Raw genomic sequence first — 13,827 nt, 5'->3', positions numbered from 1 at the left:
GCCTTCACGCTGCGTGAAACTCGAAGTCACCGAGCCGGTCGGCGCAATTCTCGGGGATTCCCCATTCCTTCACCTCAGGCTTTGTCAACCGCACGACAAAGGGCGTGGTGCCGTTGTGATCACCCAGGCGATGTGGACGCACGGCCACACCATGCGGGTCGAGAATCCCGCTGGTCTGGCCAGTATCTGGCGCGCGGGGTTCTTCGTCCGCGTGGTCGGCAGACCCAACACCACCAACTGGTTCCATTTCGCGGTGCCGACACCGGTCATCGTGAACGACAAACGGCAGATGACGGATTCGGTCATGCTGCGGTTCCGCGCGAACTCCACCGCCGCGGCGGTGACGAACGTCCACGTGTACGACGGCGAGCGCCGCATCGCCGCCCACGACGGGCTCAACCTGTCGCCGTCGGCGTTCGGTTTCTCCCGCTTCGACGTACCGGGTAAACCGGACGTGCTGTGGGGCGTCGGCATCTCGATCGGGGTGCGCTTCTCCGGGGGCAGCGACGCGCAGAACACCCTGGAGTTCGCCGCCGCCGGCTGCGATCTCACGCTGGTGGAGACGGTGCGCCTGCACGTCAAGGTGCTGACCGCGCCGACCCGGTTCACCATCGACCAGATGGTCGCCGGGATGCGCGAGTCGTACGAGCCGGCCGGCTTCCGGGTGGTCCGGGCCAGCGACGAGAACCTGAACCTGCCCGCGCTCAACGTGGTCGACGTCGGCGGGTGCAGCCGGGGCGAGACCACCGAGGAGCAACGGACCCTCTTCGGCAACCGCAACAACGTCGGCACCAACGACGTCGTCGTCTACTTCGTCCAGGCGACCAATCCGCCGTTGAACGGCTGCGCCGCGCACCCGGACGGGCGGCCCGGCGCGGTGGTGGCCAGCGGTGCGAGCCGGTGGACGCTCGGCCACGAGGTGGGGCACGTGCTCGGCCTGAACCACGTGAACGACAACAACCGGCTGATGACCGGCAACGGCACGGACAACATCACCAACCCACCCCCGGACCTCATCAACTCCGAGATCACGACCATGCGCGGCAGCGCACTGACGGTCAATCCGTGAGGCGGGAGAAGACATGTCGATTTCCCTGGACGAACTGCGTCGCCTGCTGAGCAGCGACGAGCCGGACTACCGGGCGATCGCCTCGGCGGCCGGGCCGGAGGCCGCGGAACACCTGCGGGTCCTGGCGCGCGACGACAACGTGATGCTGGCCAGCAAGGCCGTCTACGCGGCCAGCCTGCTTCCCGACGGCACCGCCCATCAGGTGGTCGACGACGCCGCCGTGAGCGACGAGCCGCTGCTGCGGATCGCTTCCGCGTCGGCGCTGACCAACCTGCCCGAGGACGCCCGCAACCGGGTGGCCGAGCGGCTCATCGACGTCGGAGACGTGGCCGTGGAGAAGCTCGTCATCCGCGCGCTGGGGCCCTCGCTCACCCCCGGGCTCGAACGTTCCCTGAGCCGGCTGGCCGAGAGCAGCGACTCGGAGACCATTCGCGATCTTTCCCGCTCCAGGCTGAGCGACCGCTGAACGACACCGAACGCGACGAGAGGACACGGCCATGGCGTTGGCACAGGCGATGTGGGCACACGGTCACAGCCTGGCGGTCGAGTTTCCCGACCGCATGAGAAGCGAGTGGCGAGCCGGATTCTTCATCCGGTTGATCGGCCGGTCGGGTACGACGAACTGGCTGCACTTCGGTATCCCGACCCCGGTGATCGTCAACGACAACCGGCTGGCGATCGACTCTGCGCTGGTGCGGCTGCGCTGCGAGTCGAACCAGGCGGCGCTGACGAACGTGCACGTGTTCGACGGTGAGCGCAGGATCGCCGCGCACGACGGGCTGAACCTCGCGCCGTCGGCGTGGGAGATGCTCCGGTTCGCGGTGCCCAACCGGCCGGAGGTGCTCTGGGGCGTCGGGGTGACCCTCGGCGTCCGGTTCAACGGCGCCACCGACCAGCAGAACACCATGGAGATCAGCTCCGCCGGCGTGGACTTCTTCCCCTAGGCCGGCGCGGAAGGGCGTACCGGGCCGGTCGGGTGGGACGTCCCCGACCGGCCTGAGTCGGCATCGAACCGCGAATTGTGGGTCGCTAGAATTCCTCGATGCGCGGCCGAATGCTCATTCTTGTCCTCTCGATGCTCCCGAAGCATGCGCTCAGTCGCGCAGCCGGGTGGCTTGCCACGCGCACCGTTCCCGGTCGGTGGCGCGGTCCGGTGTACCGCACCTACAGCCGCGTTTTCGGCGCCCGCCCGGAGGAGGCGGCGCTGCCGCTCGAGCAGTATCCGACCGTCAACGCCTTCTTCACCCGCACCCTCAGGCCGGGCCTGCGTCCCCTTGCGGCGGACGCCATCGTCTCCCCGGTGGACGCCACCGTCGGCGCGTACGGAATCGTGAAAGACGACACGCTCGTGCAGGCGAAGGGGCGCAATTACTCCCTTGCCGCGCTGCTCGGCGACCGCGAGTTGGCGGACTGTTTCGAGGGGGGTACGTACACCACGCTGTATCTCTCGCCCAAGGACTACCACCGCATTCACTTTCCGGTGTCCGGAAATGTCACCGCGGCCACCTACATCCCTGGTGAACTCTGGCCGGTCAATGTCGCCGCGGTGGCCAACGTGGCCAATCTCTTCGCCGTGAACGAGCGCATCGTCGTGGAGGTTGAGGGTGAGCGCGGCGGCCGGATGGCGATCATCGCGGTCGGCGCAACCATGGTGGGCATGACCCGCCTCGCGTTCGACGACCTGCACACGAACGCCCGGCGTCGGGAGGTGCAACACCGTCGGTACGACCCGCCGATCGCCGTGGAGACCGGCGGCGCGCTCGGACACTTCGAGTTCGGTTCCACGGTCGTGCTGGTGTGCGCACCGGACGCCGGGACGATCGAACCGCTGGCGGACGGGGCAACCGTACGCATGGGTGAGCGGCTCGGCTCTCCACCCGCCGCCGCACCCACCGGCGACCTCAACATGCCCGACGTTCGCGTACCGACCGAGGACTGACCCGGCGGGGACGGGCGGTGCCGGGTCAGGCGGGCGCGGTGCTCGTCGGCGGCATGCTGCCGGCGGCCAGGTGCGCGGCGATCCGCCCCCGCGGGGTGCGTTCGTCGTCCTCGACGGGGAAGTGGCACGCCACCAGGTGGCCACCGGCCAGCTCGCGCAGCGCCGGCACCTCCCGCTCGCAGCGCTCCCGCGCCTTCCAGCAGCGGGTGCGGAACCGGCATCCGGACGGCGGGTCGACCGGGCTCGGCACGTCCCCGGTGAGCAGGATCCGCTCCCGCTGGGCCCGGTCGCGCCGGTCCGGGTCCGGCACCGGCACGGCCGAGAGCAGGGCCAGGGTGTACGGGTGCAGGGGTGTCGCGTAGAGCGCGTCCCGCGACGCCACCTCGACGACCTTGCCCAGGTACATCACCGCGACCCGGTCGCAGATGTGTCTGACCACCGACAGGTCGTGCGCGATGAACACGTAGGTCAGGTTCAGCTCCCGTTGCAGGTCGTCGAGGAGGTTGACCACCTGCGCCTGGATGGAGACGTCCAGCGCCGAGACCGGTTCGTCGGCGACGATCAGCTTCGGCCGCAGGGCGAGGGCCCGGGCGATGCCGATGCGCTGGCGCTGGCCGCCGGAGAACTCGTGCGGGTAGCGGTTGTAGTGCTCGGGGTTGAGCCCGACCAGCTCCAGCAGGTCCTGCACGGCGCGCTTGACGCCGTGCGGGGTCGGGATGTCCTGCACCCGCAACGGCGCGCCGACGATGGTGCCCACGGTGTGCCGGGGGTTCAACGACGAGTACGGATCCTGGAAGATCATCTGGATCTCGCGGCGCAGCGGACGCATCCGGCGTACGGAGAGGTCGGTGATGTCGCGGCCGTCGAAGACGATCCGCCCGCCGGTCGGGCTGAGCAGCCGGCTGATCAGCCGCCCGGTGGTGGACTTGCCGCAGCCGGACTCGCCGACCAGCCCGAGCGTCTCGCCGGTGGCCACGGTGAGGTCGACGCCGTCCACCGCCCGCACCGCCCCGACGGTGCGGCGGACGAGCGCCCCCCGGGTGATCGGGAAGTGTTTCTCCAGTCCCGTCACCCGCAGCAGGTCGTCGGTCCCGGGGCGGACGGTGGGGCGATCGGTCGAGGTGTGCGCGGACACGGCTGCTCCTCTGCTGAGACGGTCCGGCCTACAGCGCCGGGGCGATGTCCTCGGCGAACGTGCGACGGCGCTCGGCCGGCGAAAGATGACAGGCCACGCCGTGGTCGCTGCCCTGGGCGAGGTCGGGCACCTGCGTGCGGCACGGGATGCCGTCGCGGCCCTGGTAGGGGCAGCGCGGGTGGAAGGCACAGCCGGTGGGCAGGTTGATCAGGCTCGGTGGGCTGCCCTTGATCGGGACGAGCCGGTCCCGGGCCGCCCGGTCCACCCGCGGCATCGAGCCGAGCAGGCCCCACGTGTACGGGTGCTCGGGCCGGCGGAACAGGGTCTGCGCCGAGCCCTCCTCGACGCACCGGCCCGCGTACATCACCAGGATGTCGTCGGCCAGCTCCGCCACGACGCCGAGGTCGTGGGTGATGATCAGCACCGCCGAGCGGTACTCGTCCTGCAGGTCGCGGATCAGGTCGAGGATCTGCGCCTGCACGGTGACGTCCAGCGCGGTGGTCGGCTCGTCGGCGATGAGCAGCTCCGGGTCGTTGGCCAGCGCCATCGCGATCATCGCGCGCTGGCGCATGCCGCCGGAGAACTGGTGCGGGTGGTCGTCGACCCGTCTGGCCGGCTGCGGGATGCCGACCCGGCCGAGCAGGTCGACGGCCCGCCTGCGGGCCACCGCCCGGGACACCCGGTGGTGCACCCGGTACGCCTCGACGATCTGCGCCCCGACCGTGAAGTACGGGTGCATCGCGGTCAACGGGTCCTGGAAGATCATCGCCATTTTCCGGCCGCGCAGCTGGCGGACCCGTTCCGGTGGCGCGCAGACCAGTTCCTCGCCGTCGAGCCACACCTCGCCGCTGATCCGGGTGTTCCCGCGCCGGTGCAGTCCGAGGATCCCGAGGCTGGTGACGCTCTTTCCGGAGCCGGACTCGCCGACGATGCCGAGGGTGCGACCGCGTTCCAGGGTGAACGAGACACCGTCGACCGCCTTGACCACGCCGTCGTCGGTGGGGAAGTGGATGCGCAGGTCCCGCACGTCGAGGAAGGCCGTCGGGTCCGGACCACGCCGGGGACCCGGGACCCGGTCGGTCGTGGTGACGAAGTTCGACGATGACATGTCCGCCCCTTTCAGCCCAGCCGTACCCGTGGGTCGATCACGGCGTAGAGCAGGTCGACGATGAAGTTCGCCAGCACGATGAACAGCGCGCCGAACAGCGTGACGCCCAGGACGACCGGCAGGTCCTTGGTGTTCACCGCGTCGATGGACAGCCGTCCGATGCCGGGCAGGCCGAACACCGACTCGGTGAGGATCGCGCCGCCGAGCAGGCCCCCGATGTCCAGGCCGAAGATGGTGACCAGCGGGGTGAGCACCGAGCGCATCACGTGTTTGCCGATCACGGTCCGCTCCCGCAGCCCCTTGGCCCGTGCGGTGCGGATGTAGTCCTCGCCGACCGTCTCCAGCATCTGCGCCCGGGTGAGCCGGGCGTACGCGGCGGCGTAGAGCAGGGCCAGCGTCACCCAGCCCAGCAGCAGTTTCGCCGCCCAGCCACCCGGGTCGTCGGCGAAGTTGACGTACTCGCCGCCGGGCAGCCAGTGCAGGGTGTGCACGAAGACGAGTTGGGCGAGCAGGCCGGTGAAGTAGACCGGCAGGGAGACCCCGGCCAGGGCCAGCACCATCATCGTCCGGTCCAGGGCGCCGCCCCGGCGCAGCGCCGAGACGACCCCGGCGAGCACGCCGCCGGCCAGCCAGAGGACGGCGGCGCCGACGGCCAGTGAGGCGGTCACCGGCAGCCGGTCGAGCAGCAGCGGCCAGACCGGCCGGTCGTTGCGGAACGAGTAGCCGAAGCAGGGTGCGGCGCAGTGGGTCCGGTTCGGACCGTCGTCGAAGTCGCGGCCGGCCACCAGTCCCTTGGCGAACCTCGCGTACTGCACGGTGACCGGCTGGTCCAGGCCGAGCTTGCGGGCGGTCGCCGCCACGTCCGCCGGGGTGGCCTGCTTGCCGACGTACAGCTCGGCGGGGTTGGTGCCGGCGAGCTTCGGCACCATGAAGAAGACCCCGAAGGTGACCATGGAGATGATGATCATGAGTACGACCGACGTCAGCACGCGGCGGATGATGTAGTGGGTCATGTCGTCGGCCCACCGCCGGCCGGTGCCACTGGGCTGCCCGTGACCTCGACCGGCGGAGCGACCTTCACCTGCCTTCCGCTACTCGCAGGAACACCTCGGCCGGGTCACTTGCCGTCGCTGACACCGAGCGACCCGAAGTCCCATTCGCCGAAGTACGAGTAGACGTAGACGTTGGTCAGCCGCGGGTTGCGGTAGTTCAGCGCCTTGTCGTACACGAAGGGCAGTTGGGTGGCGGTGTCCATCACCTTGGCGTTGATCTGCTTCCAGAGATCGGCGGCCTTGGCCGGGTCCGACTCGGCGGTGGCCTGGTCGATCAGGCCGTTGATCGCCGGGTCGTTGAGCTCGGCGTAGTTGTTGTTGCCGCTCTGCTGGATCAGCCGGCCGTCCACCAGGACCTGGAGGAAGCCGGTGCCGGTCGGGAAGTCCGCGCCCCAGCCGGCGGTCATGATGCCGTAGCCCTTCTTGTGCACGTTGTCCGGCGAGCCGATGGTGGAGCGGAAGTACAGCGACGCGTCGGACTGGTCGATGGTGGCCTTGATGCCGACCTGGGCGAGGGACTGTTGCAGCGCCTCGGCGGTCTTGGGCTCCTTGCCCTTGTTCCGGACGGCGATCTTCGTCTCGAAGCCGTTCGGCCTGCCGCAGGCCGCCAACTCCTGCTTCGCCTTGTCGATCTGCGGCTTGCCCTGCTTGCTGCCGAACGGGTCGAGGTTGGGGTCGTGCCCGGCGATGTTCGGCGGCAGCATGTTGGTGGCGATGTCACCGCCGGCGTCTGCGCCACCCCGGGCGGTCTGCAGCGCGGTCTTGTCCGCGGCGTACTGGACGGCGCGGCGGCAGTGGATGTTGTCGAACGGCGGCACCTTCGTGCTGATGGTGAAGTAGCGGATGAAGCCGGTCACCGGCTCGTCGGCCTGCTTCTTGAGGTTCTTGTCCAGCAGGATCTTCGCCTGGGCGGCCTGCTGCACACCGGTCTGCGCGAAGTCGAGGTCGAGCGTGCCGTCGAGCAACTGCTTGTCCAACTCGTCGGGTTGCATCTGCAGGGTGACCTCGATGCGGTCGGGCAGGGCCTTGCGGACCTGGTCGGTGGCCCGGTCCCAGTGCGGGTTGCGCACCATGGTGATCTTCTTGCCCGGGTCGACCGTCTCGAACATGTACGGGCCCGTGGATATCGGGTGCGCGGTGTACTTCGCACCGGTGTCCTTGGCCCTGGGCACCGCGCCCGGCGCCATCGGCAGCAGGTAGAGGAAGTCGGCGAACGGCTTGGCCAGCTTGAAGACGATGGTCTGGTCGTCGGGCGTCTGCACCGAGCGCAGGCCGAGCTTCTCCGGATCGGTGTCCTTGTACGGGCCGGGGTAATTCTGGCCCTGGTCCAGTTGGTCGATCAGATAGGTCGGGCCGCCGGAGAGCACGTCCTGGGCGAAGGTCCGCTCGATGGCGTACTTCACGTCCTTGGAGTGGACCGGCGTCCCGTCCTCGAACGCGATGCCCTTGCGCAGGGTGAACGTGTACGTCAGCTTGTCCGGGCTGATCTGCGGCATCGCCGCGGCCAGGTCGGGCACCAGTTGCAGACCGTCCGGGCCGGGCTTCGAGTCGGGGGTCAGCAGGGTGCGGTTGTAGAACGACCGCATGAAGTTCTGGCCGGACGCGTAGTAGATCCGGGTCGGGTCGAGGGAGTCCGGGTCGGAGCTGTAGCCGAAGCGCAGGGTGCCGCCCTGCTTGTCCGACGGGCGCACGACGCCCTTCGTGCCGGCGTTGAACTCGGCCGGCGCCTTCGAGTCGGTGCCTTTGGAGTCGGAGCCGCCGTCACCGCAGGCGGTCAGGCCCAGGACGAGCGCGAGGGTGGTGCCCAGCAGCAGGCCTTTTCTCGGTTTCACTGGTTCCTCCTTGAGGCGAGCTTGTGGCGAGCCGTCCGGGGATGCCCGGGCGAAGAGAGTGGGGCCGGTCAGCGGCCGGCCTTCGGGTCGAGCGCGTCGCGCAGCCCGTCGCCGAAGAGGTTGAACGCCAGCACGGTGATGAAGATCGCCATGCCCGGCACGACCATGTACGTCGGGTCGTACTCGTAGTACTGGACCGCGTCGGAGAGCAGCCGGCCCCAGGACGGCGTGGGCGGCGGGACACCGACACCGAGGAAGGACAGCGCGGCCTCGAACAGGATGTTGGTCGGAATGATCAGCGTGGCGTAGACCAGGATCGGCGCGGCCAGGTTGGGCAGCAGTTCCTTGACGATGATCCGGACGTTGCCGGCTCCGATGCTGCGGGCCGATTCGACGAACTCCCGCTCCCGCAGGGACAGGGTCTGCCCGCGCACGATGCGGCCGATGTAGGGCCAACTGAAGCCGCCGATCACCACGATCATCACGGCCGTCCGGAAGGCCCGGGTCGGGGGCAGCACCGAGATCAGCGCGATCGCGAAGAGGATCAGCGGAAACGCCAGGATCAGGTCCATGAATCGGCTGAACAGCGAGTCGAGCCAGCCGCCGAAGAACCCGGCACTGACGCCGACGACGATGCCGATGGCCACCGCCAGCAGGGTCGCGGCGAAGGCGATCAGCAGTGACGTCTGCGCGCCGTAGAGGATCTGGCTGAACAGGTCCCGACCGGTGACCGGCTGGACGCCGAGCAGAAATTCGGAGCTGATTCCGCCCCACGTTCCCACCGGTGGAATTCCACCGAGGTTCGGATCGATGCGGTCCTGGTGGTACTCGTTGACCGGGTGGCCGAACACCTTGTTGATCAGCGGCGCGAAGACCGCCACCAGGACCAGCAGCAGCACGGTGATCCCGCCGCCGAGCGCCACCCGGTCCCGTCTGAGCCGGGCCCAGGCGATCCTGCCCAGGGAACGGCCCTCGACGGCGGCGGGCTCGTCCCCGGATTGCGTTTCAGTCGATGGCGTGACCGGTCCGACAGTCATGACGACGCCCTTCCGTGACCGTTGAGGACAGTCTTTCGGCAGCGTTGCTCCGCACGGCGAAGAAGAGGCCTTCGCAATGCGAACGAGAGAATGCGGCTCGGCGGAATTGGCCGGCTCTAATGATTCGACAATGGTCCCGGCAGGAAGCGGCCGTCAATGCTGAACGGTCGCTGTGACCAAATAACAGTCCTGCCCGTAACCGGCGCGTGACGCGTTCTCGGCCGTTCGGTGGCCCTGGTTGCTGATGTAACGGGTATGCGATCCGCGCGCCTCGCACCAACGGACGAATCGGTCGCGGTCGCGACGGCCACCCCTGGCTCGACTCCGGCCGCCCGGCGACGGTCTCGCGCGGCCGTTAGGATCAGCGCGGTCCGTGGAGCGCCGGGAAGTCTGGTCGGCAGCCGATGAACCGTGCCCTCCGGAGGTCCCCGTGCTGCTGCTCTGCTTCGCCGTCGTCCTGCTCGCCGCCGTGCTCGTGTCGGCGCTGGCCCACCGGACGATCCTCTCCACCGCCGCGTTGTTCCTGCTGGCCGGATTCCTGCTCGGCGAGGACACCACCGGGGTGCTGCACCTCGAGGCCGACACCCCGATCGTGGCGCAGCTGGCCGAGCTGGCGTTGTTCGCGGTGCTCTTCACCGACGGCATGCGGGTCGGCTGGCCCGACCTGCGCAGCGCGTGGCGGCTGCCCGGCCGGGCGCTCGGCTGGGGACTGCCGCTGACCCTGCTGGTCACCGCGGTGCTGGCCCACTACGTCGCCGGGCTGGACTGGCCGGAGGCGCTGCTGATCGGGGCGATCCTCGCCCCCACCGACCCGGTCTTCGCCGCCGCGCTGGTCGGCAACGACAAGGTGCCCGCCCGGCTACGCCACCTGCTGAACGTCGAGTCGGGCGTCAACGACGGCCTCGCCCTGCCGTTCGTGGTGGTGCTGCTGGCCGTCGCGGCCGGCTCCGACGACCTGCACCTGGGGGAGCTGGCCACCGAGCTGGCCGTGGGGTTGGCCATCGGCGTGCTGGTGCCGCTGGCGGCGATCGCGCTGGAACGGACCCGCTGGTTCGCCGCCTCGGCCGCGTACGCGCCGCTCAACGGGGTGGCGATCGGGCTGCTGGTGCTGGCGCTGGCCAAGGCCACCCACGGCAACCTGTTCCTCGCCGCGTTCGCCGCCGGGATCACCGTGGCCACCTTCGGCCCCCGCGAGCGGGCCGCGTTCGAGCACTTCGGGGAGAACGTCGCCGAGCTGCTCAAGCTGGCCGCGCTGCTGGTGTTCGGCGCGCTGATCTCGGTCGAGTTCCTCGACGACATCTCCTGGACCGGCTGGGTCTTCGCCGTGCTGGCGATCGTGGTCGCCCGGCCGATCGCGCTGTGGATCTCCTTCCTGCGCTCCGGGCTGAGCATGCGCGAGCAGGCCGCCGCCATGTGGTTCGGTCCGAAGGGCTTCGCCTCCGTGGTCTACGGCCTGCTCGTGCTCGAGTCCGGGATCGCCGCCGGGGACGAGGTGTTCCACCTGGTGGCGCTGACCATCGTCCTGTCGATCCTGGCGCACTCCTCCACCGACGTGGTCGTGGCCCGGGCCTTCGACGAGAGCCGCGAGGTGCCCAACTGGCACGGCACGCTGCACCGGATCCGGCGGGCCGCCCGGTCCGGCACCCTGCCCGGACAGCGCACCGGGCGGGACCGGGCCGAGCCGGTCGCCGCACCCACCGGCGACGACGCCGATGACGGTCAGGCCAGCGCGAAGTAGCGCAACCACAGGTACGGCACGGCCAGCCCGACGGTGACCAGGGTGACCAGCAGCCCGTAGCGGGTGAACTGCCAGAACGTGATCCGCTGTCCGGCCCGCTCGGCCAGGCCGAGGACGACGACGTTGGCCGAGGCGCCGACCGCGGTGGCGTTGCCGCCCAGGTCGGCGCCGAGCGCCAGGGCCCACCAGAGCACCCGGGACTGGCCGGTGCCGCCCTGGGCGTGAACGAGGTCGGCGACGACGGGGCTCATGGTGGCGACGTACGGGATGTTGTCGACGATCGCGGAGAGCACGGCGGATCCCCACAGCAGCACCATCGTCGCGGGCAGCAGTCGTCCCTCGGTGGCGTCGATGGCGGCCCGGGAGATCTGCTCGACGACGCCGGTGTTCACCAGCGCGCCGACCATGATGAACAGGCCGGCGAAGAAGACCAGGGTGGGCCACTCGACGTCCCGGCTGATCTCCCCGGCGTCGAGGCGGGACAGCGCGAGCAGCAGCAGGCCGCCGAGCAGGGCGACCACCGCCGGCTCCAGGTGCAGGGTGGTGTGCAGGACGAACGCCGCGGTGACCGCCGCGAGCACGGCCAGCCCGAGCACCAGCAGCCGCCGGTCCCGGATCGCGTCGCCTTCGCGGAGCTTCGCGATCTCGGCCGCGCGGGCCGGGTCGTAACGGAAGGCGTCGCGGAACAGCACCCGGCACATCCCGAGGAACACCACCAACAGCAACACCACAAAGGGTGCGAGGTGGATCAGGAAGTCGTTGTACGACAGGCCGCCCCGGCTGCCGATGATGATGTTCGGCGGGTCGCCCACCAGGGTCGACGTGCCGCCGATGTTCGACGCCATCGCCTCGGCGATCAGGAACGGCACCGCCGGCACCCCGAGGCGCTCACACACCAGGAACGTCACCGGCGCGATCAACAGCACCGTGGTGACGTTGTCCAGCGCGGCCGAGGCCACCGCCGTGATCAGCACCAGAATGACCATCACCCGGAACGGCCGGCCCCGGGCCCGCTTCGACGCCCAGACCGCCACGTACTCGAACGCACCGGTCCGTTTCAGCACGGCGACGATCAACATCATGCCGACCAGCAGAAAGATGACGTTCCAGTCGATGCCCGCCTCTTCGGAGAAGAACGCGTGCCCGGTGTCGGTCGCCCCGATCAGGAACATCACCGCCGCGCCACCGAGCGCGGCGGCCACCCGGTGGATCTTCTCGGTGGCGATCAGGATGTACGCGACGGTGAAGACCGCTACGGCGGCCCATGCGACGGCGCTCACGCGGTCCCCAGCATCCGGTCGAGCAGCGCGTCCAGGGTGATCCCGCCGATCATCGGCCCGCCCCGGTCGGCGACCGCCACCAGCGGAATGCGCTTCTGGGCCATCACCGCGGCCACCTCCAGCACGGTTGCCTGCGGCTCGACCACCGGCGGCTCCACCCGCTCCTGCGGCAGCAGGTCTGCCACCGTCCGCCCCTCCGCGCCGCGCAGGAAGACATCCGCCGACGGCTCGTCGATCATCCGGGCCAGCGCCGGATCCTCCCGGCAGTAGCCGGGGATCACCAGGCGTAGCACCTGCGTGCCGCCCAGGACCGTCACCGGCCGCCCGGCGTCGTCCACCACGATCAACCCGGGCAGGTTGTTGGCGGCCAGCAGTCGGGCCGCCTCCAGCACCGGATCGGTTCGGGAGATGGTGGGGAAGGGCACCGCAAGGTCTCGCGCTCGCACCGGCACTCCTGCACGCATGGTCGGGTCGGCGCCGGCCGTGCGCCGGCACCCACCGACCACCCTAGGCGTCGGGACTCAGGCGCGCGGGATCAGCACGCTCAGGCAGGTGACGCAGCCTTCCAGCTTCTCGTACTCGCTGATGTCGACGACGACCGGCGTGAAGCCCAGGTCGGCCACGAGCGCCGCGGTCCGCGGCGCCGACGCCGCCAACAGCACAAGATCACCACCCAGCGGTACGACGTGACAGCCGGCCTCCTCGTCGATCGCGCGCACCGGCCGCCCCAGCGCGCCCGTGTCGAACAGGTCGGGCAGCGCGAGCAGAGTGCCGTCCGAAAGGGCCGTCACGGCCGACTTGAGGTGCAGTACTTCGCGCAGCGGGACCGGCACCACCGTGCGGCCGCGGGACGCCAGGTGGGCGGCGAGCTGGGCGACGCCCTCGTCGTTGGTGCGGCCGCCCAGGCCCACGTACACCGTGTCGCCGACCTGGAGCACGTCGCCACCGTCCAGCGTTCCCGGCGCCTCGATCCGGACGACGTCGAGCCCGGCCTCGCGTACCGCCTTCTCCGCGCCGGCGATCTCCGGGCGGCGTTCCGGGGCGCCCGGCCGGGTGACCACGGCCAGGCCGTCGCAGACCACGACGGTGTCCTCGACGAACACCGCGTCGGGGCACTGGTCGGCCGGGTCCACCTCGTGCACCTGCCAGCCGGCGTCGGCGAGCGCCGTGCGGTACGCCTCGTGCTGCTGGCGGGCTCGCGCGATGTCCACGTCGGTGCGTTCGATGTGGGTGACCAGTCCTTCGGCCAGGCGGTGGCCGGGGCGGCGGACCAGGGCGATGCCTCGCGTCATCGGGCCAGTCTGCCGGGCGGGCCGGGCGGCCTCAAGGGTTGGGCGAACGTGACCGCTCAGCTTGCGAACAGTACTCGCGCCGGGAACTCGCCGCTGGAACGCCACACCCTGACGATCTTTGCGGTGATGGCGCTCGCGGCTGAGTTGAAGTCCCCGTCCTCGACGGTCGCAGCCAGAGTGTTCGGATCGATGCGGAGGATCCGGTCGAACCTGTCCTCGAAGCCGAACTCGTACCGCACCTCGTCGACCGCGGCGTCGATGCGCCGGGCCGCCACCATCATCCCCATGTCCTCAACCCCCGACGTCGGCGAAGTTCTGGAGCAGCAGATAGTCGTCTGGCAATGT

14 protein-coding genes are annotated in these 13,827 nt (G+C 70.0%); 5 read left to right on the top strand and 9 right to left on the bottom strand.

The window, feature by feature from the left end:
* The first annotated feature begins 13 nt into the window (after positions 1 to 13).
* The 4 genes from GA0074704_RS20405 to asd all read left to right on the top strand — a co-directional run bounded on the left by GA0074704_RS20405 (position 14) and on the right by asd (position 3,008).
* Entirely contained in the window at positions 14 to 1,069 is a 1,056-nt protein-coding gene (locus GA0074704_RS20405) for a DUF6623 family protein (RefSeq protein WP_157743741.1), read from the top strand.
* 13 nt (positions 1,070 to 1,082) lie between these two features.
* Positions 1,083 to 1,535: a HEAT repeat domain-containing protein gene (locus tag GA0074704_RS20400; protein WP_088971979.1), complete on the top strand. Its 453-nt coding sequence runs from the start codon at positions 1,083 to 1,085 to the stop codon at positions 1,533 to 1,535.
* Positions 1,536 to 1,566: 31 nt separating this feature from the next.
* Complete coding sequence (locus GA0074704_RS20395) at positions 1,567 to 2,013, top strand: DUF6623 family protein (RefSeq protein ID WP_088971978.1); 447 nt, start codon at positions 1,567 to 1,569, stop codon at positions 2,011 to 2,013.
* Positions 2,014 to 2,111: 98 nt separating this feature from the next.
* A complete protein-coding gene (gene asd, locus GA0074704_RS20390; RefSeq protein WP_088971977.1) occupies positions 2,112 to 3,008 on the top strand; it encodes an archaetidylserine decarboxylase in 897 nt (298 codons plus the stop codon).
* Positions 3,009 to 3,033: 25 nt separating this feature from the next.
* Here asd and GA0074704_RS20385 read toward each other — a convergent pair whose 3' ends face one another.
* The 5 genes from GA0074704_RS20385 to GA0074704_RS20365 all read right to left on the bottom strand — a co-directional run bounded on the left by GA0074704_RS20385 (position 3,034) and on the right by GA0074704_RS20365 (position 9,172).
* On the bottom strand, positions 3,034 to 4,143 hold the full coding sequence (locus tag GA0074704_RS20385) for an ABC transporter ATP-binding protein (RefSeq protein ID WP_088971976.1): 1,110 nt from the start codon (positions 4,141 to 4,143) through the stop codon (positions 3,034 to 3,036).
* 28 nt (positions 4,144 to 4,171) lie between these two features.
* Positions 4,172 to 5,251 carry an ABC transporter ATP-binding protein gene (locus tag GA0074704_RS20380; RefSeq protein ID WP_088971975.1) on the bottom strand — a complete coding sequence of 360 codons (1,080 nt, stop codon included), beginning with the start codon at positions 5,249 to 5,251 and terminating at the stop codon, positions 4,172 to 4,174.
* An 11-nt stretch (positions 5,252 to 5,262) separates the two neighbouring features.
* A complete protein-coding gene (locus GA0074704_RS20375) occupies positions 5,263 to 6,264 on the bottom strand; it encodes an ABC transporter permease (RefSeq protein ID WP_088971974.1) in 1,002 nt (333 codons plus the stop codon).
* A 104-nt stretch (positions 6,265 to 6,368) separates the two neighbouring features.
* Positions 6,369 to 8,135, bottom strand: a complete 1,767-nt coding sequence (locus GA0074704_RS20370; protein WP_231926604.1) for an ABC transporter substrate-binding protein — start codon at positions 8,133 to 8,135, stop codon at positions 6,369 to 6,371.
* Between the two features lie 68 nt (positions 8,136 to 8,203).
* Entirely contained in the window at positions 8,204 to 9,172 is a 969-nt protein-coding gene (locus GA0074704_RS20365) for an ABC transporter permease (protein WP_088971973.1), read from the bottom strand.
* A 430-nt stretch (positions 9,173 to 9,602) separates the two neighbouring features.
* On the opposite strand from GA0074704_RS20365, the gene GA0074704_RS20360 reads away from it, so the two are divergent.
* The gene (locus GA0074704_RS20360) at positions 9,603 to 10,910 is read left to right on the top strand and encodes a cation:proton antiporter (RefSeq protein ID WP_231926602.1); all 1,308 of its coding nucleotides are present in this window, start codon (positions 9,603 to 9,605) and stop codon (positions 10,908 to 10,910) included.
* Here the strand turns inward: GA0074704_RS20360 and GA0074704_RS20355 are convergent.
* From GA0074704_RS20355 to GA0074704_RS20340, 4 genes are all read right to left on the bottom strand, one after another.
* A complete protein-coding gene (locus tag GA0074704_RS20355; protein WP_088971972.1) occupies positions 10,892 to 12,190 on the bottom strand; it encodes an ArsB/NhaD family transporter in 1,299 nt (432 codons plus the stop codon). The genes GA0074704_RS20360 and GA0074704_RS20355 overlap by 19 nt on opposite strands.
* Entirely contained in the window at positions 12,187 to 12,636 is a 450-nt protein-coding gene (locus GA0074704_RS20350; RefSeq protein WP_088973841.1) for a CBS domain-containing protein, read from the bottom strand. The genes GA0074704_RS20355 and GA0074704_RS20350 overlap by 4 nt, the downstream gene beginning before the upstream one ends.
* A 75-nt stretch (positions 12,637 to 12,711) precedes the next feature.
* Positions 12,712 to 13,482 carry a dimethylargininase gene (ddaH, locus tag GA0074704_RS20345; protein WP_088971971.1) on the bottom strand — a complete coding sequence of 257 codons (771 nt, stop codon included), beginning with the start codon at positions 13,480 to 13,482 and terminating at the stop codon, positions 12,712 to 12,714.
* A 56-nt stretch (positions 13,483 to 13,538) separates the two neighbouring features.
* Positions 13,539 to 13,769: a hypothetical protein gene (locus GA0074704_RS20340; RefSeq protein ID WP_088971970.1), complete on the bottom strand. Its 231-nt coding sequence runs from the start codon at positions 13,767 to 13,769 to the stop codon at positions 13,539 to 13,541.
* Positions 13,770 to 13,827: the final 58 nt, after the last annotated feature.

This window comes from Micromonospora siamensis (genome assembly GCF_900090305.1).
Classification (GTDB): Bacteria; Actinomycetota; Actinomycetes; order Mycobacteriales; family Micromonosporaceae; genus Micromonospora; species Micromonospora siamensis.
This window is presented reverse-complemented; position numbering and strand designations above follow the sequence as displayed.